24 protein-coding genes are annotated in these 25,109 nt (G+C 58.9%); 5 read left to right on the plus strand and 19 right to left on the minus strand.

Annotated features, from left to right (window positions below; translation table 11 throughout):
• Nucleotides 1–67: 67 nt before the first annotated feature.
• From J4G43_RS17800 to J4G43_RS17820, 5 genes are read right to left on the minus strand one after another with little or no spacing between them, the layout of a single operon-like run.
• A complete protein-coding gene (locus tag J4G43_RS17800) occupies nt 68–340 on the minus strand; it encodes an acyl carrier protein (RefSeq protein WP_208085784.1) in 273 nt (90 codons plus the stop codon).
• Between the two features lie 22 nt (nt 341–362).
• Complete coding sequence (locus J4G43_RS17805) at nt 363–1,586, minus strand: pyridoxal-dependent decarboxylase, exosortase A system-associated (protein ID WP_208085785.1); 1,224 nt, start codon at nt 1,584–1,586, stop codon at nt 363–365.
• Nucleotides 1,565–3,172, minus strand: coding sequence for an acyl-CoA ligase (AMP-forming), exosortase A system-associated (locus J4G43_RS17810; protein WP_208085786.1), 1,608 nt, complete (start codon nt 3,170–3,172; stop codon nt 1,565–1,567). Before J4G43_RS17810 ends, J4G43_RS17805 begins: the two co-directional genes overlap by 22 nt.
• 20 nt (nt 3,173–3,192) lie before the next feature.
• Entirely contained in the window at nt 3,193–4,173 is a 981-nt protein-coding gene (locus tag J4G43_RS17815; RefSeq protein WP_228411354.1) for a hypothetical protein, read from the minus strand.
• Nucleotides 4,170–4,979, minus strand: coding sequence for a polysaccharide deacetylase family protein (locus J4G43_RS17820; RefSeq protein ID WP_167768074.1), 810 nt, complete (start codon nt 4,977–4,979; stop codon nt 4,170–4,172). Before J4G43_RS17820 ends, J4G43_RS17815 begins: the two co-directional genes overlap by 4 nt.
• A gap of 780 nt (nt 4,980–5,759) precedes the next feature.
• Between J4G43_RS17820 and J4G43_RS17825 the strand changes: the two genes are divergently transcribed.
• The gene (locus J4G43_RS17825; protein WP_225004951.1) at nt 5,760–6,818 is read left to right on the plus strand and encodes a rhamnosyltransferase WsaF family glycosyltransferase; all 1,059 of its coding nucleotides are present in this window, start codon (nt 5,760–5,762) and stop codon (nt 6,816–6,818) included.
• A 33-nt stretch (nt 6,819–6,851) separates the two neighbouring features.
• Here J4G43_RS17825 and J4G43_RS17830 read toward each other — a convergent pair whose 3' ends face one another.
• The 3 genes from J4G43_RS17830 to J4G43_RS17840 all read right to left on the minus strand — a co-directional run bounded on the left by J4G43_RS17830 (nt 6,852) and on the right by J4G43_RS17840 (nt 9,814).
• Nucleotides 6,852–7,796 (minus strand): hypothetical protein, encoded by a 945-nt coding sequence (locus J4G43_RS17830; protein ID WP_135215044.1) that lies wholly within the window; start codon nt 7,794–7,796, stop codon nt 6,852–6,854.
• 115 nt (nt 7,797–7,911) lie between these two features.
• Nucleotides 7,912–8,610, minus strand: coding sequence for a serine O-acetyltransferase (locus tag J4G43_RS17835; protein WP_208085788.1), 699 nt, complete (start codon nt 8,608–8,610; stop codon nt 7,912–7,914).
• 7 nt (nt 8,611–8,617) lie between these two features.
• Nucleotides 8,618–9,814 (minus strand): O-antigen ligase family protein, encoded by a 1,197-nt coding sequence (locus J4G43_RS17840; protein WP_167768073.1) that lies wholly within the window; start codon nt 9,812–9,814, stop codon nt 8,618–8,620.
• A 688-nt stretch (nt 9,815–10,502) separates the two neighbouring features.
• Here J4G43_RS17840 and J4G43_RS17845 point away from each other — a divergent pair.
• Nucleotides 10,503–11,363, plus strand: a complete 861-nt coding sequence (locus tag J4G43_RS17845) for a 2OG-Fe(II) oxygenase (RefSeq protein WP_205124599.1) — start codon at nt 10,503–10,505, stop codon at nt 11,361–11,363.
• A 278-nt stretch (nt 11,364–11,641) separates the two neighbouring features.
• Here the strand turns inward: J4G43_RS17845 and J4G43_RS17850 are convergent, their stop codons facing one another.
• The 11 genes from J4G43_RS17850 to J4G43_RS17900 form a co-directional block, all read right to left on the minus strand.
• Nucleotides 11,642–12,685, minus strand: coding sequence for a glycosyltransferase (locus tag J4G43_RS17850; RefSeq protein ID WP_208085789.1), 1,044 nt, complete (start codon nt 12,683–12,685; stop codon nt 11,642–11,644).
• Complete coding sequence (locus J4G43_RS17855; protein WP_193560888.1) at nt 12,682–13,821, minus strand: DegT/DnrJ/EryC1/StrS family aminotransferase; 1,140 nt, start codon at nt 13,819–13,821, stop codon at nt 12,682–12,684. The genes J4G43_RS17850 and J4G43_RS17855 overlap by 4 nt, the downstream gene beginning before the upstream one ends.
• Nucleotides 13,818–14,813: an NAD-dependent epimerase/dehydratase family protein gene (locus J4G43_RS17860; RefSeq protein WP_208089348.1), complete on the minus strand. Its 996-nt coding sequence runs from the start codon at nt 14,811–14,813 to the stop codon at nt 13,818–13,820. Before J4G43_RS17860 ends, J4G43_RS17855 begins: the two co-directional genes overlap by 4 nt.
• A gap of 80 nt (nt 14,814–14,893) precedes the next feature.
• Nucleotides 14,894–16,003: a DegT/DnrJ/EryC1/StrS family aminotransferase gene (locus J4G43_RS17865; protein ID WP_135215039.1), complete on the minus strand. Its 1,110-nt coding sequence runs from the start codon at nt 16,001–16,003 to the stop codon at nt 14,894–14,896.
• A gap of 122 nt (nt 16,004–16,125) precedes the next feature.
• Entirely contained in the window at nt 16,126–16,644 is a 519-nt protein-coding gene (locus J4G43_RS17870; protein WP_208085790.1) for an acyltransferase, read from the minus strand.
• A 30-nt stretch (nt 16,645–16,674) separates the two neighbouring features.
• Complete coding sequence (locus tag J4G43_RS17875) at nt 16,675–18,177, minus strand: oligosaccharide flippase family protein (protein WP_208085791.1); 1,503 nt, start codon at nt 18,175–18,177, stop codon at nt 16,675–16,677.
• A gap of 34 nt (nt 18,178–18,211) precedes the next feature.
• A complete protein-coding gene (locus J4G43_RS17880) occupies nt 18,212–19,261 on the minus strand; it encodes a Gfo/Idh/MocA family protein (RefSeq protein ID WP_208085792.1) in 1,050 nt (349 codons plus the stop codon).
• A 139-nt stretch (nt 19,262–19,400) separates the two neighbouring features.
• Nucleotides 19,401–20,444, minus strand: a complete 1,044-nt coding sequence (locus J4G43_RS17885) for a glycosyltransferase family 2 protein (RefSeq protein WP_208085793.1) — start codon at nt 20,442–20,444, stop codon at nt 19,401–19,403.
• A 14-nt stretch (nt 20,445–20,458) separates the two neighbouring features.
• The gene (locus J4G43_RS17890; RefSeq protein WP_135215035.1) at nt 20,459–20,965 is read right to left on the minus strand and encodes a glycosyltransferase; all 507 of its coding nucleotides are present in this window, start codon (nt 20,963–20,965) and stop codon (nt 20,459–20,461) included.
• Nucleotides 20,962–21,468, minus strand: a complete 507-nt coding sequence (locus J4G43_RS17895; RefSeq protein ID WP_135215034.1) for a UDP-N-acetylglucosamine--LPS N-acetylglucosamine transferase — start codon at nt 21,466–21,468, stop codon at nt 20,962–20,964. Before J4G43_RS17895 ends, J4G43_RS17890 begins: the two co-directional genes overlap by 4 nt.
• A gap of 443 nt (nt 21,469–21,911) precedes the next feature.
• Entirely contained in the window at nt 21,912–22,775 is an 864-nt protein-coding gene (locus J4G43_RS17900) for a glycosyltransferase family 2 protein (protein ID WP_135215033.1), read from the minus strand.
• Nucleotides 22,776–23,012: 237 nt separating this feature from the next.
• On the opposite strand from J4G43_RS17900, the gene J4G43_RS17905 reads away from it, so the two are divergent.
• The 3 genes from J4G43_RS17905 (at nt 23,013) to tnpB (ending at nt 25,075) form a co-directional block, all read left to right on the plus strand.
• Entirely contained in the window at nt 23,013–23,921 is a 909-nt protein-coding gene (locus J4G43_RS17905) for a class I SAM-dependent methyltransferase (RefSeq protein WP_135215032.1), read from the plus strand.
• 378 nt (nt 23,922–24,299) lie between these two features.
• Nucleotides 24,300–24,722, plus strand: a complete 423-nt coding sequence (gene tnpA, locus J4G43_RS55985; protein ID WP_018273743.1) for an IS66-like element accessory protein TnpA — start codon at nt 24,300–24,302, stop codon at nt 24,720–24,722.
• On the plus strand, nt 24,719–25,075 hold the full coding sequence (tnpB, locus tag J4G43_RS17915) for an IS66 family insertion sequence element accessory protein TnpB (protein WP_018273742.1): 357 nt from the start codon (nt 24,719–24,721) through the stop codon (nt 25,073–25,075). The genes tnpA and tnpB overlap by 4 nt, the downstream gene beginning before the upstream one ends.
• Nucleotides 25,076–25,109 lie beyond the last annotated feature (34 nt).

The following is a 25,109-nucleotide window of genomic DNA, read 5'->3' on the forward strand; positions in this document are numbered from 1 at the left end:
ATGCCTGTAGTTGGTTGGCGCTTGACCGTCGCGATCAGGGCAGGTGAGAGACGATCGGCCGCTTGGTTTAGTGGACCGGCAGGGGCGTCCTCATCCTGACGAACTCCGCAAGGGAGCCCACGGTCTCAAAAATCTCACCGCTGAACTCGCTGCCATCGACTTCGAAGCAGAACTGCTCCTCGAGCGAAGTCAGCAGTACGACCACGGCAAAGGAATCAAGCTCGGGCATGCTGCCGAACAGGGGCGTCGACGCGTCGAGCGTGCTGGCCCGGTCCTCGATGCCGAGCGTCTTCACGATAACGGCTTTGACGGCTTCAAACGTGCGATCATCAATATTCATTTTGTTCTCCAATTGCTCAAGCCTATACAAGCACTTCAACCGGCGGCGGGTGTCCAAGGAAAGCAGTGGGGCTGGCTGTTAACCCGTAGGCGCCGGCCTGAAACAGAACGATCAAATCGCCAATTTCGGCTCGCGGCAAGCTGACGTTGTCCCCGAGCAAATCCAGCGGGGTGCACAGACAGCCGACGACGTTCACAACTTCCTCGGCTTCATTGCCAAGCCGGTTACCGACCGCGATCGGATAATTTCGCCGGATCACCTGTCCAAAATTGCCGGACGCGGCGAGTTGATGGTGCAGTCCGCCGTCGACCACCAGGTATTGGCGTCCCCGCGACTCCTTGCGATCGACGACGCGGGTGACGTAGACGCCGCACTCGCCGACAATGTAGCGGCCGAGCTCGATGACCACTCGTGCCTCGGGCAACTGTGGCTCGATGGCAGTCTCGAGTAGCTCCGCGAGGTTGCCGGCGATGGCCGACAGCTCCAACGGGTGATCCTTGTCAAAATAGGGAATGCCGAGTCCGCCGCCGAGGTTAACGTAGCGGATCGGCGGCGACTTCCGGGCCAACTCCAGAATGAGATCAACTGTGCGGCGTTGCGCCGAGCAAATGAGATCTGCGCTCAAGTTCTGGGACCCGGCGAAGACATGGAATCCCAGAAACTCGACGTCCGCGGCCGCGATGTCGGCGAGCAGAGATGGCACCTTTTCGGCATCGATGCCGAACTGCTGCGGACCCCCGCCCATGCGCATACCTGAACCCTTCACCTCGAAGTCCGGGTTCACGCGGACTGCGATCCGCGGGCGCACCCCTAGCCGCTCGCCGGCCTTGATGACTCGCGCAACCTCGGTGGCCGATTCGATTTCGATGATGACACCCGAGGCAACGGCCTGCGCTATGCTTGCCTCGTTCTTGCCGGGGCCGGCAAAACTGACATTGGCCGGGCGCATCGGCGTGTCGAGCGCCGTTCGCATCTCGGATGCCGACGCGACGTCGAAGGCGTCCACCAGCGTCGCGAGATGCTGCGCCACCGCAGGCATTGGATTGGCCTTGATTGCGTAGCTCAACTTGATGCGCCGCGGGAGCGTTGACCTGAGCAGTTTGACCCGATCGGTGAGCAACGCGCGATCATACGCGAAGAACGGCGTGGAGCCGACCCGCTCGGCCAGCCGAGTGAGTGGGACGCCACCGACGGCGAGTTGACCCTCGATCTGGCCAAACGCGGCTATGGTTGGTCGCAGGGCCAAGAGGCAAACTCCTTTCTCAGCATGGCGCGGTCGAACTTGCCATTTGGCGATCGCGGGATTTCATCCCGGATGATGACGGCCGAGGGCACCATGTAGAGCGGCAATCTGCGCTTCATTGCGGCGATGATGGCGGTATGATCGGTGCCATTCGCTCCAGTAGGGCTCGCGACAAGCAGGATGCGCTGGCCAAGATTGCCATCCTCCACGCCGAGCGCTACCGCATCGCGAACGAGCCCGGTCGCGTAGGCCTCATCCTCGATTTCGGTCGGGCTTATTCGGTAGCCGGAGGTCTTGATCATCTCGTCCTTGCGTCCGACGAAGTAAAGGAAGCCCTCGTCGTCGGTCACCACGGCGTCGCCGGACCAGACTGCGATCTCGGGCGTTCGCCATGAGGCATCCCGTCCCGGCGCCGGCCGGAATCGTGCGGCCGTGCGCTCCGGGTCGTTCCAGTAACCCATCGCAACTAGGGCGCCGCGGTGAACCAGCTCACCTTCTTCACCCGGATCGCACCTGGTGCCGTCGGGCCGAACCACGAGGATCTCGGCATTCGGAATCGCTTTGCCGATGGAGCCGGGCCGGCGATCGATCTCCGCTGGCTCGAGGTAGGTGGAGCGGAATGCTTCGGTCAGGCCGTACATCAGATACGGCTTGGCTTGCGGGAAGTGGGCCCGCAGCTTGTCAAGGACAGGCTTGGGCATCTTCCCGCCGGTGTTTGCGAAGTATCGCATGGTTCGCGTGGCCTCGGGGGACCAGTCCTGCTCGGCGATCTGGATCCACAGCGGCGGCACACAGGTCAGGCCTGTGACGCCATGCCGGGCGCAGAGCCGCGCGACGTCGCCGGGCAGGAGGTAGTTCATGAGCACCACGTGCGCACCGACGCTGAAGGCGGTGGTGAGTTGGCTAAATCCGGCATCGAAGCTTAATGGCAGAGCGGCCAGGATGACGTCGTTGGCATTGTTCCCAAGATATTGGCTCACGCTCTCGGCGCCAACGATCAGGTTTCGGTGACTGAGCACGACGCCTTTGGGTTTGCCCGTGCTGCCCGACGTGTAGAGGATCGCAGCCATATCGAGATCAATGGCGGCGTTTCCTGTCGGGCCCTGATCTTCAGAAGCAGACGACTGCGGCCAGCGGTGGATCGCCGCTCCTATGTTACGCGAGATATTGTGCGGTCCGGCGTCAACGAGCAGGATGTGCTCGACACTAGGGCTCGTGCTAAGCGCATCGCCAAGGAACTCCAGCCGTTCGGAGGAGGTAACCAGCACGCGCGCGCCACTGTCGGCGAGGATGTGTGCGATCTGGTGAGCACGCAGAAGGGGATTGATTGGCACGAAGGTCCCGCCGGCTGCGGAAATGCCGAATATTGCCGCGACCGTCTCGATACGCTTCTCCAGAAACACCGCCACGCGCTGCTCCCGCTCGAGGCCGTGGCTGGCGAGCTTTGCGGCCACCGAGCAAACCTGCTGCCACAACTCCGCGTAGCTCAAGGTCGTGCTTCTATATGTCAGCGCCGGCGCCTCTGGATGTGAGGCGGCGCGATGTTGGAGCAGGTGATGCAAACTCGTCCGTATCATCGTTTGACCCATGTCCGACCCGCCTGTTCCGTTCACCACGTTACGCAGGTGAGTTCACTATAGAGGTCGTCGATCTGCTCCGGGCGCAAGGTCGCGCTCCGAAACATTTTTGGTCTCGGCGACTTCAGCATGATCGATCGCCTCGGGCGATCGCCTACGACGCGCAGCTCCGTCAGCGTCGCCAGGATCCCGTGGCGAAGCAGCAGATGGCGCGCGACGTACATTGCGACCTTGTGAAACAGCTTTCGATTGCCGACGTACAAGATCGCAGCAAACACTGGAAGGTTCTTGCGCCGGACCCTGCGGAACATGACGTAGCAGGTCGAATTGCCTTCAACGACCACGATATGATGTGCCGCAGCCGCGCGCGCGTGGTCGCGATAGATCTCCAGGTCGCGATCATGCAGAGTACGCTCGATTTCCTGCGGCTCGGAGATGACGCGCACCCGCTGTGATACGAGCGGAAATGGCAGATTCGGGACAAGGGCGGTCGTCGCATCCAGGTGGGAGAACTTCAGCCGGAGATTGAGCGGTATCACGTTTCCGCTCGGCGAGAGATCAGTGAAATGGTAGCCCTTCTGCGCGAGCAGTGCGTTGAGCAACAACACGCTGCGCGTTCGGTATTCGTCAAGCACGCACCAGGCGGCAAGATTGCAGAACCGCTCGGTTTGGCCATCTATTCTCCGCTCGGAATAGAACGCCAGATAAGCGCCGACGATCCGTTCGCCTGCACGCAGCAGGAAGCCATGGTTTGGCGGGCTGCACCTCCATGGCGGGGTGATTGCGGCCTCCCACTCGGCGCTTGTGATGCGCGTATTCAGCTCGGCATGCAGAAACTTCGCCACCGCTGGTACATCCGCGAAGGTGATAGGATGGATCACTGCCGCGGCCGCCGATTTGTTCGACATCGAACTGTTTAGCGGATGCATCACTTCGGACTGCTGCAGCTGCGTGGGAATATCTCGAAAACTGTGGAGCTTGCTGGTCGTCGATGAACGGGGCGGCTGGTTCATGACTGCTTGGGTCGCCTGTAGGTTACGAACGGTCTGAGAGCAGATTTCTGATCCGCCGAAAATGATCTGTGGTTCTTCAGCCTCCTCTTCAATGCGGAAAGGTATGGCGCCCAGGCATAGGCGCCGTTGTACTTCAGAAAAAACTCCAGACGCCCGTCGAACGGATCAACCTTCACGCGCCCTCTGACCAAGTCAGAACCAGTCGTATCCACGGGGGCGGGGGTGGTGGTGAAGACGGCTTCATAGCCAGCCGTTCTGCACAGATCGATCGTTGAGGAATCATGATCGCCGTAAGGAAGGGCGAATAGACGAACATCTTGTGTCGTCAGGTCTTCAAGCTCGTGACGCGAGCCCTCGATCTCTTCCCGGGCATCTCCAGGAGCCAAACGCGAGAGGCGAGGGTGGGTGCGGGAGTGAGCCCCAACGGTGACAAGCGCCGATGGCAGCGTTGCGATCTGTTCGGCCGACATCACAGTCTCGATGGAGTCGGGGCTGCCATCTTCCATCGACCAAGGTGGAGGCCCGCCCAACGTGCCGGTTGGAACAAAAATTGTCGAATGAAACCCGCGTGCGGTAAGCGCCGGCAAAGCATTCTTGGCGACGCTGACATACGCGTCGTCAAATGTAATCGCGACGTTGGCTTTACCCGAAGGCAAGCTCCCACGGTGCGATGCCGGTGAGACCTGAGCCTTGCGTCGGATCGACTCCAATTGGCGTACGAAATTCGATCGATAGGCGTCGGGTATGCCGTGATAGTAGAGGATGACCAGCTTGGGGGCCGGCGAACGTCCTGCTAGTCCCAGCACAAATCGTGACAGTCCTCGCGCCAGATAATAGAGCAGGCTGATTGTCAGCTTCGTCGTGCGCTTGGCGCTTGGACCGACTGAGATGTCACGCCTGACCAGCGGCGGCTTCCGGGCGGGCCCAGCGGGCGGGGCTTCAGCGCGAGCCGGCTGTACACTTCCGCCTAGACCGGTATTTGAGCTGGGCACTGCGGTCAGGCCGATCCAGCTACCTGGTAGAGAGTTCGTCCACACTCCGGCCATCCACTATATGCTCGTTTGACAATTGAAATTATATCAAAATAAATAAATACACGCGAGTTAAATTTTAATATAAGCGTATTTACCATAATAATCGAATTCTTGGTTTTCGTAACTCCAAGCGTTTGGCTGTGCAAGGGATTTTTCGAGTAAAGTGGCTTGACTGCAGCGAGGTTGATCGCCGGCGTGTCAGTTAAGCGCGAATTACGTTGCGCGATATCGGTGATGTCCTAATCTATTTCAGATTGTGCAATATTATGATTTGATCCGTGGCCTTGCAAAGTACGGCGCGCGCCACGCGGTAATAAAAGCGGCATGAAGGCTATGGCAAGGTCACCTCTAAGTTCCGCTCGAATCCAGCTAGCTCGTCGCGGGCGGCAGCTGACGAATATCTTGTTGGCAGAAGGCCACCAGGGACTCGCTAAACGGGTCAGAACCGCAGCCGCAACGTGGATGCGCCCCAAGCGAATTGCCTGGCCTGTGCTGCCCGAAGACATCTTGGCCGCCGACCTCAGTCGACCCCTCCCAAGATCGATACCCAGAATGAGATCGGGTGAACCGATTTCAATTAACTGGGTGACGACGCCGACGGGACCCGGATCCGGAGGCCATACAACCTGTTTTAGGATCATCAAGTATCTTGACAAAGCCGGGTACGACAATCGGATCTTTTTCTATCACATTCATGGCGCCGACCAGAAGTATTTCGAGGGCGTCGCGCGCGAACACTACGGGCTGACGTGTCCGATAAGTGATATTCGCAATGGAATGCCGGACGCTGACGCGGTGGTCGCGACAAGTTGGCCAACTGCCTATGTCGCGTTCAATGCGGCCTGTGCCGGGAAGCGTTTCTATTTTGTCCAGGACTTCGAACCATATTTCGAGCCTGTCGGCGCGTACAGCGTGATCGCAGAGAATACTTACCGAATGGGATTCCATGGCATCACAGCGGGAGCGTGGCTGGCGCAAAAGCTCTCGCGTGAGTACGGCATGGATGCGGACCATTTTCCGTTCGGCTGTGATACGTCACGCTACCATCGTGACCCGGTGTCCCGACGTTCAGGAGTCGCATTTTATGTGAGAACCGGAACGCCCCGGCGCGGGACCGAGCTCGGGCTGTTAGCTCTCGAGCTATTCGCCAAACGGCAACCCCATGCCCAGATACATTTGTTTGGTGAGAAGCTGGAGGGCCTGACCTTCAACTGCATCAACCATGGCTTGGTGAGCCCAGCCAAGCTCAACGAGATATATAATCAGTGTTTCGCGGGAATCTGCTTGTCTTTTACCAATGTGTCCCTGGTTCCGCATGAAATGCTCGCCGCAGGTTGCGTTCCGGTCGTCAATGATGCCGAGCACAATCGCATCGTGCTCGACAATCCGTACGTCCGCTACACATCTCCAACTCCTCACGCCTTGGCTTCGGCTTTGGAAGACCTCATGCAGATGGCCGATTTCAATGCTCTGTCACAGATCGCTGCGGAGAGCGTCAAATCAACGACGTGGGACGATGCAGCAGCGGCAGTCGACGCGGCTTTCAGGCGAGCCTTGAACGCGTCACGGCAAACGCAAGTCCTGGAAAGCTGTCTCGCGACGGTCGATTAGCACCGCCGCCTTGTGCCCGGCGGGCCGAACCTCTCAGCTCCCCCCGTCAGTGTTGCAGGGTTGCGTGCGTACGATCGTTGCCTGTTGGTTCGACGCGTCGATAGTCACTATCTGCGCATCCCATCCGTTGACTGCCGAGCACCTCACGTCGATCGGGCGATATCCCCACGAGCCTTGGACGATGCGCAGACCAAGCACTGAGCCCGGCGTTCCTAGTCGAAAAGGTGCGCCGCCTCCTTGAACAAGCAGCCCGTCAATTTCGACGGATTCATTACCCTGGCTGTGTGGATAGAAGAAGGGGGCGGTGCCACCGCATGTACCAACTTCGACCATATGCAGCGTCACATTGCGGACTGTCAGCGCCGCTCCGTCATAGCCCTGGATCCCGTCGCCGTGCCAGTCGCGACACATCTCAGGAGAGGTGACCTTGACGTAGCTGTCCTCGATCCTGACGGCCGCGCAGCCACGGGACCGCCCGCCAACGCGGAAGCCTTCCGGCAGCCCATCGATCTTCACGCGACGTGCTATGTATCCACCGGTCGCTACCGCGGGCGCGTCGGCGTCAGTCGTCGTCTGGCCTGGCGCACGCACGAGAGAGACATCCTCAAGGAGGAGCCCGTTGTTGCACTTGCCGTTTGTCTCGTTGAGGATATGACCGCCCTGGATTTCGACCCGCCGCACTGTAACATCGTCGGCAGCGATGATGAGGTCGGCGTTCACTAGCCGCACATCCTCCAACACGGCGCCGCGCTTCGAGATCCGTACTGTCCTGGTGTAGGTTGTGGCCGGCTTCCAATCGAGGGGCACGCCGGTCGTCGACGGACCTGGAAATGAAGTTCTGGCCTGCGGCCGAGCAGGCACTTCTTCACCGATTGCTGCGGAGGTGAGCATTAAGATCGTTGCCGCGATGCCCGCGCCTATCGTCCGTGCAGTGCGGCCGTGGAGACGGTCTGCCGTGCGGGCTGCAATGGCAAACATCCTGTTCCTCCTCTTGAACTGACCAGACCGCCGGGAGCGTGGAATCGGATTAGGACCCGTCGGCGCCGTCCCTCGGCGTCTGTGCGTGTCGACCCCCGCTCTGGGCCCGTTGCGATCAGCCATGCGAGCATCTGCATTTGTCGGCTGCGTCACAATCTTGTGTCAGTATCCGTGCCGGAACACCAACCGCGATCGCCCCGGATGGAATGTCGGTCAGGACGACGGCGTTGGCGCCCACCGTCGCGCTTGAGCCGATCTCGATGGGTCCCAGCACGCGACATCCGGCCCCGAAGAACACGTTGTCCCCTACGGTCGGCCAGCGCAACGGCTTAAGGCGGCCCAACGTCACACTACCCATCATTGAAACATTCGTGCCCATGGATTCCACGACGATCACGCAACCGACCGGATGGGCGATGTACAGTCCTCCCCCGATCCTCGCGCCCGGCACCAACTCAAGTCCGTAAAGTCTCAGCAGGCGACGCTTCAGAATGCCAGGCAGCAACTTCACCTTCCGGCGATGCATTAGTGTGGCAAGCCGGAACCACGCCATCGCTCGCAGAGGGGGATGCCGAAAGAGCAGCTTGAGGAGCAACAGGGGTGTGAGCTCGCTCCTATTGGCAACATCCTCGGGACGGATCCAACGACACGCGTCCATCTGAAGTAAATCGAAGGCACCGCGCAGCGCTCCGTCGTCGTAAGCATGAAGCGCAGCCTCCGCAACGTCTTGCGTCGTCACCGGTCGAACCCCCTCGGATGCCGTTACAGATTGTTTACGGACGTAAGTCGGGGCGTTGATGATGCGCTTCGCCATCTACCGATCAATTCCACCTCTGGGGCTGCTGGCCGGTCTTCCTGCGCGACAGCAGATTGCCATCAGTCGTCATTGCCGATCGAGGTTCTTTGGTGTCCATCAACCATGCACCACTTCCCAGGACGAACATGAACCACGCATAAATTCCGTGCGAAAAGTGAATAGTGATGCCCACGAACAAGAATGTGATGAGGGAAATCAAGTATGCCACACGGCAAATCTCGACCGTTCTGTCTGCGCTCTTAGCGTTAGTGACCGCAACCATCGTGTAAATACAGGATCCCAGCAGCAGGACGAGGGCGGGAATCCCGTGCCTCATGGCGGTCAATAGCCAGAAGTTGTCCACACTGTCAGATGCCATCCACCTAGGCCGCTCCCAATCTGCCAGACCTATTCCAAGCAATGGATGATTAAGCACCGAGGCACTTCCGTAATCCCAGATCGCGACACGGTACCACCCGGTCTGAGGATCGAACGTGAAGTGCGAGATGAAGAACTTGGCCGCTCCTTGATTGGAGCCAAACTGGGCAGCCAAGACGCCTACGGCGACGATACTCCAGAGTATCATCCACTTGCTGCTATTGCGCCGAAGAAGCCCGGCATATGCCATCAGCACGACTTGGAATACGAGACATGAGATCGGCGCCGACGACATCGACAAGAAGGCGGTGGCCGCCACCATCACGGTCAGGAGCCATCGTGAAGCAAAGTTGCTGCCATGCCCCCAAGCGAGGTGGGTCAAGGCTACGGTGCTGGTGCAAAAAAGGCCAAATTCGATCGAATGACTAAACGGTCCCTGAACCCGCCAAAAGCCCCACCGGGGAACCATCATCGTAACTTCGACGGTCGGAAAAACGACGCTCAACGTCGATAAGAGCGGCTTGTTTCCTGTGATCCATTCGTAGACAGCAAACGGTGACAGGGCCAAAACAACGATCGCTATTGTTAAGACCATTCCTCTGAAGTCAGCGGCATCGCGAACATAGCGGCGGGCGAGGAGGTAGGCTCCCATCGTTTCTATAAAAAAGATGCCAGACGTTTGAGTGGCAGAAGAGCCATCATGTGCAGCAAACAGGGAAGCTGCAGTCCAAACAGAGTAAAAAAGAAGCGCAAGATCCGGAAGTCTGAAGCCTAGCGCGCCGCGTACCCAACTCAAGAGACAGGGCAGCAGGGTTGCCAGGAGAACGAGTCGATAAGCTGACAAGTTCATCGGTCCCAGAGGAATGATCCATGGGACGGCCAATCCGACCAGGAAAGCGACCACAGCCCAAGGTGGTCGGATCCAGGCTGGTCGGCTTGTCTGCAAAGGGAAGTTGCGTGGTGCAAGGGCGCCCCCTGCTCCTGACAGTACTGAGCGTTGATGTCTTACTGCAAATCCTGCTGTGCCTGCCATCTGGAGACCAATGACCAAACCCTAGCGCGAAGTTTCCGAGACCATATCCAGCCCAATGTACGCTGAATGCACAAGTTGCTATTCGGTTGATTGCTCTTGGATCCCAGGCCTCTCAAGCTGGCGCCAGAGAATGGTCCTTGCGAGTTCGCAATGTTCGACGCGGGTCTCGCATAGGGGAGCTTGACGTCCGGTGCAGTCGTGACTGCCAATTTTGCCCGAATGGATCGCTTGTGAGACGTTGGTTTCCTGGTTTTGACGCATTGCGGCAAAATTCCTCTATTTCAAAATTCGTGATTTCTAAATAGCTCGTCAAAATCGTTTGGCGCGGTGATGTAAGGCTATGCACATGGAAAATATTGATAAAATTCAGTATGCCGCTCAAATGTCTCGCTGTCGAGGCTGATTAATGATTTATGGAATAATAATAGAAATTAAACCTTGATAATTGATAATAACGGAGTTTAATTGAAGCTGTTAAGATCAGTTGTCGGAGAAGGTCATGGTCAGTCTTGCCCAGCGCGTGGTGTCCGTCGACACGGAGCCTCTCGGTGTCAAATCGCTTCTTCCCATGAAGAAGATGGCGGAGCACAGCGAGCAGTGGGCCCAGCAATATCGCGACAATCAACCTTTCCCACATATTGGGATCGATGGTTTTTTTGACGAGAATATTATCAGAACTGTGGTTGCGAACTATCCCGGCGAATTTGATGCATCTTGGGATCGGAAGTTCCTCGATGCTGGAGCTTACGAAGAGCAAAAGCTTGGTCTGAATCGGTTGGAGGACTTTCCCCCTTACATTCAGCAATTCGTCAATGCGTTGAATTCGCGCGTCTTCGTTGGGTTTCTGGAGAAGCTTACGGGTATCCAGGGCCTGATACCCGATCCATATCTGTCGGGAGGTGGCCTGCACATGATCCCGCGAGGAGGGCGTCTCGGCATCCATGCGGATTTCAATACGCATCGAGAGCTCAGACTCGATCGCCGGCTCAATCTGTTAGTGTACCTTAATTACGACTGGCAAGAGGAGTGGGGCGGGGCCCTCGAGCTTTGGGACAAGGACGTTAAGTCAAAGGAGAAGGCGTATTTCCCCATCGCCAACCGCATCGTCGTCTTTACAACGACCGACACGGCTTATCACGGCCATCCTGATCCGCTGACAAGTCCAAAGGGAAAGTATCGCCGGTCGATTGCGTTGTATTACTATACGAATGGCCGTCCCGAGGAGGAGAAGTCGGACGAGCATACGACGATATTCAAAATGCGTCCCAACGAAGTCCGTCGACGTAGTGTGCTTGATGTGATGAAGCCCTTCGTTCCACCAATTGTCTGGCAGGTTCCCCGGTTGTTCAGGAAGAAGTAGGGTGATCTGCCTGCCGGCCGATCATGCGTCGGGGGCCGGCCGCGGCTCCCGACATCGCGTAGCGCCAGCACATGGCGCGAATGGCAGGTGATGGCGAACGACGGCGTTACGCGCGCTTCTGATCGATCATGTCAGGATAGCGGACCTGGTCAGCTGGGCGCCGTTGTCCTTGATCCTCATTTTCGATCTTGCCGGACTCCATCACGCGCGGAGCCCGGTTCTCGCCTCATCCGAGTGTTGATGCAAGTCGATATCAGACCTGAAGTGGACGACGACCTCTATACGCCGCGCAGGCGATGACGTCGCCAGAGCATCTTGTGTTTCACCCAATGAATATAGCCGCTTGGCATGATTGGTTGCAGAATCGGCGGCCACCGCGTCCCCAGACGCCGGCGCCATTGTAAGCCCCAATATTCACCGAGAGCATGGGCACTCGGATAAGTCTCCTCGGCGAAGGCCTGCAGATCATCGACGCAAATATGATGAACGCGACGACGATCGTAGGACCAGCAGGCGAGCCAGAGGGCTTCCTTGGCCAGAGCCCGCAGCGCCATCTGCCGCAGTTCTTCCATGTCGCTGATCTTATGTCCGTGCACTTGAAAGACGGCTTCGAATGCGGCTCGCCTCTGCCTGAGATCTGCGATCTTGGAGTTGAACTGGGTTGACTGCATGCTGGCAACGTGCCTGCGATAGTATGCTTGGTCCACTTCGGCCAAATAGGCGATCGATGAGTGCGCTGCAAATCGCAGCCACATCTCCAGGTCGCCGGCATGAGGAAGATCCTCGCGATAGCCCCCGAGCTGCCGCTGGAGCGACGTGCGGACGATGACCTCGGGGGACGAGATGCACGACGTCGCGGACTTGCAGCGCTGAGCAATCCAGTCCCGGCCATCCCAGATATCGACCCGCGGCTTGCCGGTACGGGCCTGCGGCAGCTTGTCGTTCGATTGGAAGTATGGCGCATGTCCATAGACCATGCCGACTTCCGGGTGGTCATCAAGAACTGCTTGGGCCCGCTTTAGTGCGCCAGGCGTGAGGAGATCGTCGGCCGATATCAGAGCGGTGTAGTCACCGGTCGCGAGGGCCAGTCCCTCGTTGTAGGTCTTGATGTGGCCCTGATTGATCCCGTGGCGAATGAATGTCACCCTGGCATCGTTCGCCAGCGAGGTGCCCACCGCGGGAGTTTCATCGGTCGAGCAATCATCGATGATGATCACCTGTACCTTGACGCCTTGGGAAAGAACGCTCTCAACGCACCCCTTGAGATAATGCGCATAATTATAGCAGGGGATGACAACGCTGAAGGACGTCTCCTTTGTCATTGGCTGACCTCGGCGCGGAGCGTGCTGGCCACCAGCTCGAGGTCTTCGTCCTTCATTTGTGCGTAGATCGGTAACAGGATTGCGCGATCTTGCGCGAGTTCGGACTGATGCAGCTCATGGCGTTGCTTGGCGTTCGAGTAGGGCGGCTCCCGGTGCGAACACATAATGCCACGGCGGGTGGCGATGCCTCGATCGAGCAATTTCTGCATCACCGTCCGTTGGTCCACGTTGCTCGGCAGGCGTACACAATAGCTTTGCCAGTTGGAGCGGGCCCATTCCGGCTCGAACGGCAGGCTCAGGCCCTCGACGTTGCCGAGCAATTCCGAATAGCGCGCGGCGAGGGTCCGCCGGCGGGCTACGATGTCTGGCAGCCTGGTGAGCTGCTTGCGTCCGACCGCGGCCTGGATGTCGGTCATCCGGTAGTTGAAGCCAACGGCAAGATAATCTTCGAAGATGACCTGGGGGGACCCGTGCCGCACCGTGTCCGGGACGCTCATGCCGTGCTGGCGCAGGAGCCTGAATTTGCGGTCGAGCTCGGGATCCGAGGTGGTGAGCATCCCGCCTTCGCCGGTCGTGATCACCTTGCGGGGGTGGAAGGAGAAGCATGCAATCCGGCCATAGGGCTTACCAATTCGATCCCAGCTGCCGTTTACCTGGATCTGACTGCCGGCTGCGCAGGCGGCGTCTTCGATCAAGGCAAGGCCGTGGCGATCGGCGATCGCAACGAGCGCTGCGAGGTCGCAGGGCATCCCCATTTGGTGCACGGCGATGATCGCGCGGGTGCTGGTCGTGATCGCCTCGGCCACGCGCTCTGGATCGATGTTGTAGGTGTCCGGGTCGATGTCGACGAAGACAGGGGTGGCTCCGCAATATCTGACGCAATTGGCGGTCGCGATAAAGGAATGGCTGACCGTGATGACCTCGTCGCCGGGTCCTATATCGAGTGCGACCAGAGCAAGGTGCAAGGCGGTCGTGCAGTTGGAAACGGCGCACGCATGGGGCGCGCCGACCAGCGTCGCAAAGTCGCGTTCGAAAGCTGCGACTTGGGGGCCTTGCGAAACCCAACCGGAAAGCACGGCCTCCCGGGCAGCTTCGGCCTCTTCGTCGGCGAGGAGTGGCAGCGCAATCGGGATCACGAGACGACCGCATCTTGCTGGCGGGCGGCAGAGGTCGACGCGTATTCGGCGCGCCACCATTTCACGAGATCGGCGAGGCCCTGTTCGAGCGGAACGGAGGCTCGGAAACCGAGCTTTTGCTCGGCCTTTTCCGTCGATGCCAGCCGGCGCGGCACGGGATTAATCGAGCGCTCCGGCGCGAACTCAGGCGTCAGGTTGCGATGGCCCATCACCGAAGCAAGCGCATTCGCGAGCTGCACCAGGCTGGTTTCGGTTCCACTGGCGATATTGAAGACGTCATCTGTGACCCGAGACCGGGCTCCGAGAATATTGGCGCGCGCGACGTCGCGAACGTGGACGAAATCCATGGTCTGCTGGCCGTCACCGAATATGATCGGCGGCAGCCCCGCTTCGAGCCGCTCCATCCAGCGGATCAACACTTCGGTGTAGCGGCCGTGGATATCCATCCGCTCGCCGTAGACGTTGAAGTATCGGAACGCGACATAGTCGAGCCCATGCATGTCGTTGAAGGAGCGGAGCAGCCCTTCATTGAAGGCCTTGGCGGCTCCATAAAGGGTGCGGTTGTCGTAGGGGTTTTGCCGCTCGGTGGTCGGAAACGCCTCCGCCATGCCGTAGACGGATGCCGAGGAGGCGGCGATGACCTTCTCGATGTTGTGTTTGACGCACAATTCGACCAGGTCGAAGGTGGCGTCGACCATAACTTCCTTGGCAAGGCGCGGCTCGGCGGCGCAATGGGTGATGCGCAAGGCCGCCTGGTGGAAGACGATATCGGCCGCCTGTACGAGCGATGCCATCAGCTTGCGGTCCCGTATATCGCCCTGGACCATGCGGACCGGTCCGCGGCTCATCGCCCGCTGGAGATTCTCCGGTCGCCCTCTGATCATGTTGTCGAACGCGACGATCTCGATGCAATTCTCGTCGCATAGGAGGTCAACGATATGTGAGCCGATGAATCCGGCGCCGCCAGTGACCAGAATTCGTTTCCCCTTCAGATCAGCCAAGCCGCTCTCCCTTTGTTGAGTTATTGAGCCAAGCCGAAAACGGCCCTAATGAAGCCGGTCATTCGCCGAGCCTAGGCGGCATCGACGAATGCGGATTTCTCCAACGCTGCTGCCACTTCGTTCACTTGTTCCAAGTGCAGCTCCGGAAAGATCGGAAGCGAGAGGAAACGATTGGCCAAACTTTCGGTGACCGGAAAATCGCCGGTGCGATAGTCGAGATTGGCGTACGCCTTCTGCAGATGGACTGGCACGGGATAATGAATGCCCACGCCGATGCCGGCTTCCTGGAGCGCGCTCAGCACCTCGTCGCGACGGGGCAGGCCAACCGCATAGACGTGGTAGACATGTCGGCTGTGCTCGGGCGGCCGCGGCCTCGCAATAGGAAGCTTCGCCGTGAGACGATCATACTGTACGGCCAGCGATCGGCGCGATTCGGTCCAGGATTCGATGTAGTTCATCTTCACGTTCAGCACCGCGCCCTGGATGCCGTCCATGCGATAATTGTAGCCCGCGACGACGTGATTGTACTTGGCTTCCTGTCCCCAATCGCGCAACAGCGAAACCTTCCGCGCGAGCTCCGGCTGACTCGTCACAATCGCGCCGCCTTCGCCATAAGCTCCGAGATTCTTGCCTGGATAAAAGCTGAAGCAGCCGAAATCACCGATCGACCCTGCGCGCCGTCCCTTGTATTCGGCGCCATGAGCCTGAGCTGCGTCCTCGATCACGATCAGCCCGCGACGCCGCGCGATCTCCATGATCGGATCCATGTCGGCCATCAAGCCGTGCAGATGAACCGGCAGGATCGCCTTGGTCCGTGGCGTGATCGCGGCCTCGATCAGGGCTGGATCCATTGTCCAGGTAACTGGGTCGACGTCGACGAAGACCGGCTTAGCGCCGCTGTACAGCACCGCCGCGGTCGTCGCGACGAAGGTCATCGACACGGTAATGACCTCGTCGCCGGGGCCAACACCGGCCGCGAGCAGGGCCAGATGCAGTGCCGAGGTGCCGCTACTGACCGCGCTGCAATGACTGGTGCTGCAATAGTCGGCAAAACGCTTTTCGAAGGCCGTCACTTCCGGGCCCAACACGAATTGCGTGCTCTCGATCGCACGCGCGACCGCGGCATCGACTTCCGGCTTGATTTGGCGATACTGAGCTTTCAAATCCAAAAACGGTATCAATGTCTTGATCCCTAACTGTCAGGCGTCCGATCTGGCCCCGTCTATTATAAATTTAAATGGATGAATATAATTAAATCAACCGAGAAACAAATAAAATATATCGTTGTTCGCGGGAGAACGATTTATTGGTAACCGGCACCGGCGAGGCGCGCCGCCTCGATCAGAGGGCCTTCCTTGGAGCTGGGGACGATGCGAGCGGGCACGCCCGCCACGGTCGCGCCGGCCGGAACATCCTTTGTCACCACTGCACCGGCACCGACAATGGCGCCGGCTCCAATGGTTATGCCGCACAGGATTGTCGCATTGGAGCCGATCGACGCTCCCTTGCCGACACGGGTCGGTTCGACGGTCCAATCGGCCGCGCCCTGTGGCCGGCCATCTGCCGTTGTCGCCCTCGGATACTTGTCGTTGGTGAACATGACGCCGTGCCCGATGAACACCTCGTCCGCGATGCTCACGCCTGAGCAGATGAAACTGTGCGATGAGATCTTGCACCGGGCACCGATTTTCGCTTCGGCCTGCACCTCGACAAACGTGCCGAGCCTGGTCTCGTCCCCGATCGAGCAGCCGTAGAGGTTAACAAGATCCGGATGGAATATCCGTACGTCACGACCGAGTTGTACATCTTTTGCAATAGGCATCGCAGCTTCTCCAAACGCTACACGAAAGTCTTAGCATACATCGCGGTCTCCCTGGGCCACCGGGACCGGGACCCGGCCAGTGGAGCGCCAGGCGGTGGACACCAAGCGGGAAACGGGTGCCTTCAGCTCCGGCAGCAGCGGATGCTGTACCGCGAACAGGGCGGCGAGCCACATCGCTGCGACTGCCCCGCAGGCTACGAAAATGCCCGCCACCGGTCCAATCAGGCCGTGCTCGACCAGCGCTGCGCAGATCGCGACCGTTGCGCAGCAGCAGAGGGCGACCATGCCGCTCTTGCGCAGCGCATGAACGAAATCGGTGAACCGCAGATCGAGATGTCGACTGACAAAGGAGATTGCCACGGCGGCCTGGAATGGCAATGTCAGCATTGCCGATCCCGCCACGGCTTCGACGCCAAAGAACGATGCGATAAAGATGACCAGGAGCGACGGCGGCAGCGAGATCAGCGACGACAGCAGCGTGTCGCGGACGCTGCCCGCGGCAACCAGGACGGGGTATGTGAGGCAGGCAGCGAATAGCGAAAGCTGAGCGATGCAGAGCAGGCGGACCAGCGGAACCACCTCCAACCAGGATGGGCCGAGCCAGACGAGAATGATTGGTTTCGCCATCACAGCCATGAAGATCAGAAACGGCCAATACAGGACAGTCAGAAGCGAGGTCGCGTGGAGATAGAGGCGTTTGAGGTCTGCGCCGGCTTTGGTCTGGGCAAAGATGGCCGGCATGATCACAGGGCTGATAACCTGGATCACGAGCTTGTCGAACACCTGGGTCAGGGTGCAGGCGCGGCTGTAAAGGCCGACAGTCGTGAAATCCAGCATCCGGGCAAGGAACAACTGCGGTGCTGAACTATAGAACACGTTGATGAGGACTACGCCGCTTGAATAGAGGCCGAACCTGACTACCTCGGGGTAGCCCTGCAACGACGGCCGGAAAATGCGTAGATCTCGTCGGTTGCCCATCAGATAGACCGTCTGGACCACACTTCCGGCGATCATTCCCCAGATCGGCGCAAGATAGCTATAGCCCATCTTCGCGAGCGCGATTGATACGCAGACCATCGTGAAATTGCAGGCAAGATTGCTGGCCGCGACGACGCCGAACTGCATGTCCCGACGATACAGCGCGATGATCGTCGTCGAGAACGGGGTAACGATGAAATTGAGGACGGCAACGGCGATACCAGTCGCGGGTCCCTGAGCGCCGAGCGTCGATCCGACAACGCCACCCAGCAGATAGAGAAGAAGCCCGATCGCGACGGACAAGCCAAATGTGATGGTAAAGGCGGTCCTGACGTTAACTTCCGACAGGGATGCTTTCTGAATGAGATAGTTGGCGCCGCCGAATTCCTGGGAAGAGGTCGAGAACACCGACGTGATTGCGAGGACGACTGCATAAATGCCGAACTCCTTGGGAGTCAGCAGTCTCGACAAAATGCCAATCGAGACAAGGAACAGCAGCAGGCTCGCGTAACGCTCGAGCGCCGAAAAGAAAATCGAACGTTGCACAGCGTTCATCGCGAGCCTTCGCAGCTATAGGCCGGCACCTGCCTCAGGCAATCGCCCTGACGTGCTCCGGAATCCTCCGCGGCTGCTTCAGCCGGACCGGCCGGCCGTGATCGGCGATCGAACGCGATGCCGCCTCCAGCACCTCAATGACCCGCAGGCCCGACAAGCCATTGGAAACCGGCGAGGCGCCGGTGGTCACGCATTCGACGAAGTGCTGGACCTCCGTTAGCAGCGCCTCCTTCGTGGAGATATTGGGCGCCCACATGTCGCCGGCCCGATATCCGATCCGGAATTGATGCGTATTCTCGGCTTGCGGGTTCAGCGTGATGCCCTTGTCGTAGACCTTGATCTTCTCGGTGGGCTCGAGGTCGTTATAGGCGATCATCTTCTTGCTGCCGCCGATGAAGGTCTGACGCACCTTGACTGGGGAAAGCCAGTTGACGCTGACATGCGCAACGCACTTGCTCTCGAAGAACAACGTGATGTGCGCCATGTTCTCGGGCGAGCCGGCCACATGGCACGACCCCGTCGCCGAAACCGCAACCGGATCCTCTTCGAGGAGATATTGGATGATTGAGAGGTCGTGAACCGCCAGGTCCCAGATCACGTTCACGTCGCTCTGGAACAGGCCGAGGCTCGATCGCGTGCTGTCGTAATAGAAAATCTCTCCGAGCTGGTCTTGCTGCAGGAGCTCGCGGATCTTCTGCACCGCCGGGGTATAGAGGAAGGTGTGGTCCACCATCAGAGTCAGGCCACGCCGATCGGCCTCGTCGACGAGGTGACGCACCTGGTCGGACGTCGGGGCAAGCGGTTTCTCGACCAGCACATGCTTTCCTGCTTTCAACGCTGCCAGGGCCAGCTCATAGTGAGTATGAACGGGCGTTGCGACCGCTATGGCGTCGATCTCCGGATTACGCAGAAGCTCGCTGAAATCCGACGTCGTGGTGACTTCGGGGTGGCGGCGCGCGCAGGTAGCCAGCTTTTCTGCGTCAAGATCGCTGACGCTGACAACGCACGACGACTCGTTGCTCGCGAAATTGCGGACGAGATTCGGTCCCCAGTATCCATATCCGACAATGCCGATTCCAATCATTTGCAGGCCCCTTAATATTCAATGTGTGAAAAGATCCAAGAGTGCGGAGTTTTCGCTCGTACTGTTCGACTGAGGTAGAAAACGCGATCGAGCTCGCTTCCCGCCACGACAAGCCTCGGTAAAAAAGAAGCTTGGGCAATCATTTTGGCTCGCTCCCGGTGAAGTGGAATACGAGCGCTGCTTTCGCTGCCGCCGATTTGTGCCAGCTACCATTATCGCGCTTGACGACGGACAAGACGAACCACGCAATCATGCGAACGAAGTTCGATGCGATGTAGATCAGTTTGAGCAGCCACCACGACGCCAATCCGAGGTTCTTGCGATGATAGATCATCGCGCTCTTCTGTAGCTGGACGAACATCTTTTTGCTGGCTTGCTTGGTGCTCTTGGCACCTCCGTCAAGATGAACAATGCGGGCGCTAGGCGTGAATACGCGCCGCCAGCCGGCCTGCGCAAACCGATAGCACCAGTCCGCTTCCTCCGAATAAACAAAGTAGGCCTCGTCCATCAGTCCGACCTGCGCGATCGCTTCGCGACGCACCAGCATGAACATGCCCGTGACGACATCGACGTCTCGCTCGCTCCGGCGGTCCCACCAGCTAAACTCTGGCCGGCCGAACAGACGCGAGCGCGGGAAGGCCCGCGACAACCCCGAGAGCGCAAGGAAAAGGTTGAAGGGACTTGGGAATGAAAAGCCCGTCGGCGTGATTCGATCTTCGGCCTCGAGCACCTGACATCCGACAACACCTACATCGAGATGGAGATCGGCGTAACGAACGCTGTGGGAGATGGCGTCGTCGAGTACGACCGTATCCGGATTTAGCAGGAGGGTATATCGTGCCGAAGCAAGCTGCATGCCCTGGTTGCAGGCTGCAGCAAAGCCACGATTTTCTGCGTTTGCGATCAAGGTCACGTCCGGAAATTCGGCGCGGACCATGTCGGCAGAGCCGTCTTGGCTGTTGTTGTCTATGACGAACACTTGAAAGGAAACACGCTGCGTCTGCTCAAAGACGGAGCGTAGGCAGCCTCTTAGGATGTCGCGAGTATTCCAGCTCACGATGACAACTGCGACGTCTGTCTCACTGACGCGAGGTGCCGAGACCGTCCGTAATTGAAGCAAATCGCCGCAACTATCGCTGCGCAGCTGGCGGCTCGGCACAACCGATTGGGCTTGAGACTCCATATCATTCACCTGCGCTAAAGCGCATCCCCGTCGAGACGAACATGCCCCGTCTCGATGAATGTCCGGATTGCCCCGATCAGGTGCGACGACGCCTGTGGATCGAGCCGATCTTGGTCGCAAGAGACTTCCAGTTGATCCAGCTTGAGTGACAGCTCCTGTTCGTCGAACGCGACTTCGATTCGGCCTTGTTCGGAAAATCGCGTTGCGGTTGCGACCTGATGATCGTTCCGGTGCTCGCCCAGGCTTGCCCGTCGCGGCATGACCAGGATTCGCTTTCCCAGCTCGAGGGCGGTGATGATGGAGCCCATGCCGGCGTGCGCGATGACCAGGCTTGCCGACTCAACACGCCTCCGAAACTCGCCGGGATCGATGAAGCGTTCAGCGCTGATATTCTCGTAGCGATAATCTGACGGCCCGATTTGAGCGAATACGTCGGGCTTTCCGCGCATACCGGCCCATTCGTCGACGGTCCGTACCAGCCGGTCAAAATGTCCCTGCGTACCGACTGTCACAAAAATCATAGCACCGATCCTGCGTAGTGGGGGCCTTCGGGGCGTGCCAGATGCGGCCACTGCGTCAGCCAGAGGTCTGCTGAGTGACCGACCCATGCTCCGGACATTGAAAGCTGTTCGACATTGGCAATGCTGTCGAGCCAAACGGTGCGTGCGCCCAACAGCCGTCCGAGCCGAAGTGCCAGATATCCGGGAGCAGCGCCCGTAGAGACCACGATATCGGGGCGCTCCCTCCAAACGACTGAGCTGAGCCGTGCCGCTGTCTTCATCAGCGCAATCTTGCTCCAGCGGTTGGCATCGTTGACCACATAAAAATTGTGACCTGGCACTTGTGCGCGATACGAGTCGTGAACGGTGACGTAGCTGACCTCGCATCCCTCAAACGCGTGTCTGATGCGCATCAACTGAACCCAGTGGCCGCCGCCCGAAGCAACCGCCAGCACCTTCGGACGGGCGCTGTGCGTTGCAAGTGCGCGTATTTGATCGTTCTGTAGCCCGTTGCTTTGGAGCATTATTTCCCCTCGAACCCTAAAGCCGAAGTAGGTGCTGCCGCGCCAGATAATTCTTATAACGCATATTTAAAATATTAAATACCGAAAAGGAAGCGATTTATTCGGAATTAATAACAGGGTTAAATGAGGCGATCGGGCGCCGGCGACCAGTGTGACGGCCGCCGCCAGGGCGTGGGCGTCGGGTGGGGCCGCGCGTCCATTTCGCCTCGGCCAGCTATCGCGAGCGAGATTTCAGGGGGAGGGCGGTCGCCGCTCAAGCTTACGGTTGGCTGGCATGGAAAGAGGTGGGCGCTGGAGGCAACCCATTTGGCCGCTCGTCGTGGATGCGATTTGGACGGGGCGACCGCGCTCCCTCCGTTCAATCGCGGACATGCCCGCCAGACTGCCGTTACGCTCGAGCGACTTCCCAAGTCGACGCGATTGCGAGCGCAATTGACACCGCGTCATTTTTTGGACGCATCTGCTGACAACGCAGCGCGAGAACTCTCATCGCGTTGCCAGACGGCGGTTCTCGCGCGGGAGCGCGCCTTTGCCCTGTAACGGGCGACAATGTTTACATAGCAGAAGACCGATAGCCCGGGCCAGAGAAGGGGGTTTGCGAACAATCCTAGCAGCGTTCGGCTGTTAGTCTCGCCCCTGTTGCCGGTAAGCTCCGGAAAGCGACGGATAACCTCGGCTGTGCCGGCGTGAGCGCGCGTCCTTACGGCGATCAGCTGGCCGATGGTGCGGGCCGGGAATACCTTGGATTTAATCGTCGTAAGCGTCTCACGCTCGTCCGGCCTAAACTGGAGGCGAACGAAGGTGTCGTCGGCAATAACATCCGGGAATTGAGAGAACCGTCTGCGCCCGGCTTCGGACAGCGCGTAGACGCCAGATCCGCCAAAGCCTTCGCGCGCCGAGGGCAGGCGGTCTCGAATGGAAAAATACAGACGGACCAGCCGGGAGCAGCCGGTCAGGTCGATATCGGGCGTCGGTGCTACGGCCAGCACGTCGCCCCGCCTGAGCCGGTCCGCCAGCGCCCGAACAGCATCGATAGTAATGACGATATCGGCGTCGACGTAAATCCGCGGGAAGATGTTGGAAATTTGGTCGCCAAGGTTCAGTGCGTGGATCTTGCTTGCAATCTCGGTTTCGACCACGCGAACGGTTGGACCGATACGGCGAGCGATGCTCGCCGTATCGTCTGTGCACCCATTGCAGACAACAACTGCGCTGATGTCCTCAGAACCCGAGCCGGTGACCCACGGTTTCAAGGTTCGTGCAATCACCGTGCTTTCGTTATGCGCTGGGACGACTATCGAAATCATGACCGCTCGGCCAGAATGAATCGCCGTGCCTGAACTTGAATAAATGAGACCCGGGCCATTGCAAATCGCATACTTCACCGCGCCAGGGTTTCGCCCCAATAGGCCGCAGACGATGATCGAGCCGACACAATATAATTGATTAATTTGAAATTTAAATCAGATTCTGTTATCAAGTGCTGAATATATTCAGCCATTCAGCTATTCCGCCATTCGGCGAGCGTTCGAAAGAAAGAGACAATGCTCCAATACGTATTGGCTGCGCAGGCACTGAAGGTATTCTCGCTCAATGGGGCGACTAAGCGCCTTTATCGCACCCTGGGGAATAACCTGGGTGGTCGCGCGCGTGAACGGGGCTTGCCGGCACACTACCTTTCCCGCGCGGACCAAAATCTCGCTCAGCTGGAGCGCTTTGGTGCGATCCGCGATGGCTTGCGTCTGATGGAAATTGGGACGGGCTGGGTCCATTGGGAAGCTCTCTTCCTGCGATGCTTCTATGACGTCGAGATCGTCTTGATGGATGTTTGGGACAATCGCCAATTAGGCGGGTTCAGGGCCTATGCTGCCGAGCTTGGCCGGCGGCTTAACGAGACTCAGCGCAGTGAGGACCAAAAGCGACGCGCCAGGGACGTGCTCGGGAGCGTCGCTGAGTGCAAATCGTTTGACGAAGTTTATGATCTGCTCGGCTTTCGCTACGTCATCGGCGTCGAGAATGCGTACGCCGCTATTGGCGATGGCGAGTTGGATGCGATTTTCAGCAGCGATGTCTTGGAGCACATTCCGGCACCCGCGATCCCGCAGATGTGTCGGGAGCATTTCAGGATGCTTAAGCCGGGCGGTGTCAGCGCGCATCAGGTCGTTCCGTCGGACCACCTGACCATCTATGACAAGCACGTAAACAGTAAGAATTATCTACGATACGATGATACCGTCTGGAGCCTGTTCTTCGCAAATGACGTGCAATATGTGAACCGAATCCAGATGAGCGAGTGGGCCCACCTGTTAGAGGAGGCCGGTTTCGAGGTCGAGTGTCAGCCAATCGCGCGCGTCGACGTTTCTTCCCTAAAGATAGCGAACCGTTTCAAACGGTTGCCGCCATCTGATCTTGGCGTAACTGTCTTTCACTTGATGGGTCGCAAGCCAACATAGATCGGTCTTGCCATCCAGCGAATTAAGAGCAAGCACGCCCCGTGACTAGATCCATGCCGTCGGCTCCGACGATATCGTTATCAACATAGATCCGCGGAAAGCTGCTGGAGAGCTCATCTCCAATGTTCAAAGCATGAGTCTTACTCGCGAGTTCGGCCTCGATAGGCGAACTGTTGGGCCGATGCGGCGAGCGACAGTTGCAGTTCATTAGAACGCTCATTGCAAACAACGACCGTGCCCCGGCGCGGTCGAACGATGATTGCCGTATCATCGGTGCAGCCGTTGCATGGATAGCGGTACGACGACCCCACCTCGTTTAGGTGGACGGGATGAGCGAGACTCGCGCGTGGATTTGACAACGCGAGGGACGCTCGTTCCATGCATCAAGACAGACATCAAGACGGGCATGATGCCGCCTCCTATCAGCGGATCGAGGTGATCACAGGGGAGAGGCGACGGCGCAGTTGGAGCGATGCGGAGAAGGCGCGGATCGTGGCCGAGAGTGCCGATCCGGAGACGAGCATTTCCGAGGTGGCTCGACGCAACGGGGTGAACCGGGGACTGCTCAGTGTGTGGCGGCGCCAGGCGCGGCTCGCGTCGAGCGAAGCGCCGCAGTTCGTGCAAGTCAGGCTCGAGGCCGCCGTCGAGGCGCAGCCGAACGCGATCGATAAGGCGCATGTTCTGACGGATCCGGCCGAGCGGATCGAGGTGATGATCGCGGGCGCGACGGTGCGCGTGCCCGTCGGCGTCGACGCCGCGACGCTGGAGCGCGTGCTGGCGGCGGTGAGATCGACGCGATGATCTCTTTCGGTCCAATGGTCCGTGTGTTCGTCGCGACGCAGCCGATTGACTTTCGTAAAGGCGTTCATGGCCTTGTCGCGCTGGTAGCGGAGGGATTAGGCGGCAAGCCCTACAGCGGTGACGTTTATGTCTTCCGATCGAAGCGATCGGATCGTTTGAAGCTACTGGTTTTTGACGGCTCGGGAATGGTTCTAGCGACGAAGTGGCTGGAGAATGGGGGCTTTGCCTGGCCACCTGTTCGCGAGGGTACGATGCCGGTGACGGGGGCGCAACTGGCGATGCTGATTGAAGGTCTTGCGGAGTGGTCGCGTGTGGTCCCGAAGGTGACGAAGCGGCCGACGAAGGTTGCCTGAAGCGTCTTGTTTTGCTGGCGATTGCGAGTGCGTT

It is taken from the genome of Bradyrhizobium barranii subsp. barranii, assembly GCF_017565645.3.
Classification (GTDB): Bacteria; Pseudomonadota; Alphaproteobacteria; order Rhizobiales; family Xanthobacteraceae; genus Bradyrhizobium; species Bradyrhizobium barranii.

What these genes read in the sequence shown, in the direction of transcription:
- J4G43_RS17800 (WP_208085784.1), bottom strand. Translation starts at nt 340, where the DNA reads ATGAATATTGATGATCGCACGTTTGAAGCCGTCAAAGCCGTTATCGTG.
- J4G43_RS17810 (WP_208085786.1), bottom strand. Translation starts at nt 3,172, where the DNA reads ATGGGTCAAACGATGATACGGACGAGTTTGCATCACCTGCTCCAACAT.
- J4G43_RS17815 (WP_228411354.1), bottom strand. Translation starts at nt 4,173, where the DNA reads ATGAACCAGCCGCCCCGTTCATCGACGACCAGCAAGCTCCACAGTTTT.
- J4G43_RS17825 (WP_225004951.1), top strand. Translation starts at nt 5,760, where the DNA reads ATGAGATCGGGTGAACCGATTTCAATTAACTGGGTGACGACGCCGACG.
- J4G43_RS17830 (WP_135215044.1), bottom strand. Translation starts at nt 7,796, where the DNA reads ATGTTTGCCATTGCAGCCCGCACGGCAGACCGTCTCCACGGCCGCACT.
- J4G43_RS17835 (WP_208085788.1), bottom strand. Translation starts at nt 8,610, where the DNA reads ATGGCGAAGCGCATCATCAACGCCCCGACTTACGTCCGTAAACAATCT.
- J4G43_RS17845 (WP_205124599.1), top strand. Translation starts at nt 10,503, where the DNA reads ATGGTCAGTCTTGCCCAGCGCGTGGTGTCCGTCGACACGGAGCCTCTC.
- J4G43_RS17850 (WP_208085789.1), bottom strand. Translation starts at nt 12,685, where the DNA reads ATGACAAAGGAGACGTCCTTCAGCGTTGTCATCCCCTGCTATAATTAT.
- J4G43_RS17870 (WP_208085790.1), bottom strand. Translation starts at nt 16,644, where the DNA reads ATGCCTATTGCAAAAGATGTACAACTCGGTCGTGACGTACGGATATTC.
- J4G43_RS17875 (WP_208085791.1), bottom strand. Translation starts at nt 18,177, where the DNA reads ATGAACGCTGTGCAACGTTCGATTTTCTTTTCGGCGCTCGAGCGTTAC.
- J4G43_RS17880 (WP_208085792.1), bottom strand. Translation starts at nt 19,261, where the DNA reads ATGATTGGAATCGGCATTGTCGGATATGGATACTGGGGACCGAATCTC.
- J4G43_RS17885 (WP_208085793.1), bottom strand. Translation starts at nt 20,444, where the DNA reads ATGGAGTCTCAAGCCCAATCGGTTGTGCCGAGCCGCCAGCTGCGCAGC.
- J4G43_RS17890 (WP_135215035.1), bottom strand. Translation starts at nt 20,965, where the DNA reads ATGATTTTTGTGACAGTCGGTACGCAGGGACATTTTGACCGGCTGGTA.
- J4G43_RS17895 (WP_135215034.1), bottom strand. Translation starts at nt 21,468, where the DNA reads ATGCTCCAAAGCAACGGGCTACAGAACGATCAAATACGCGCACTTGCA.
- J4G43_RS17900 (WP_135215033.1), bottom strand. Translation starts at nt 22,775, where the DNA reads ATGATTTCGATAGTCGTCCCAGCGCATAACGAAAGCACGGTGATTGCA.
- J4G43_RS17905 (WP_135215032.1), top strand. Translation starts at nt 23,013, where the DNA reads ATGCTCCAATACGTATTGGCTGCGCAGGCACTGAAGGTATTCTCGCTC.
- tnpA (WP_018273743.1), top strand. Translation starts at nt 24,300, where the DNA reads ATGCATCAAGACAGACATCAAGACGGGCATGATGCCGCCTCCTATCAG.
- tnpB (WP_018273742.1), top strand. Translation starts at nt 24,719, where the DNA reads ATGATCTCTTTCGGTCCAATGGTCCGTGTGTTCGTCGCGACGCAGCCG.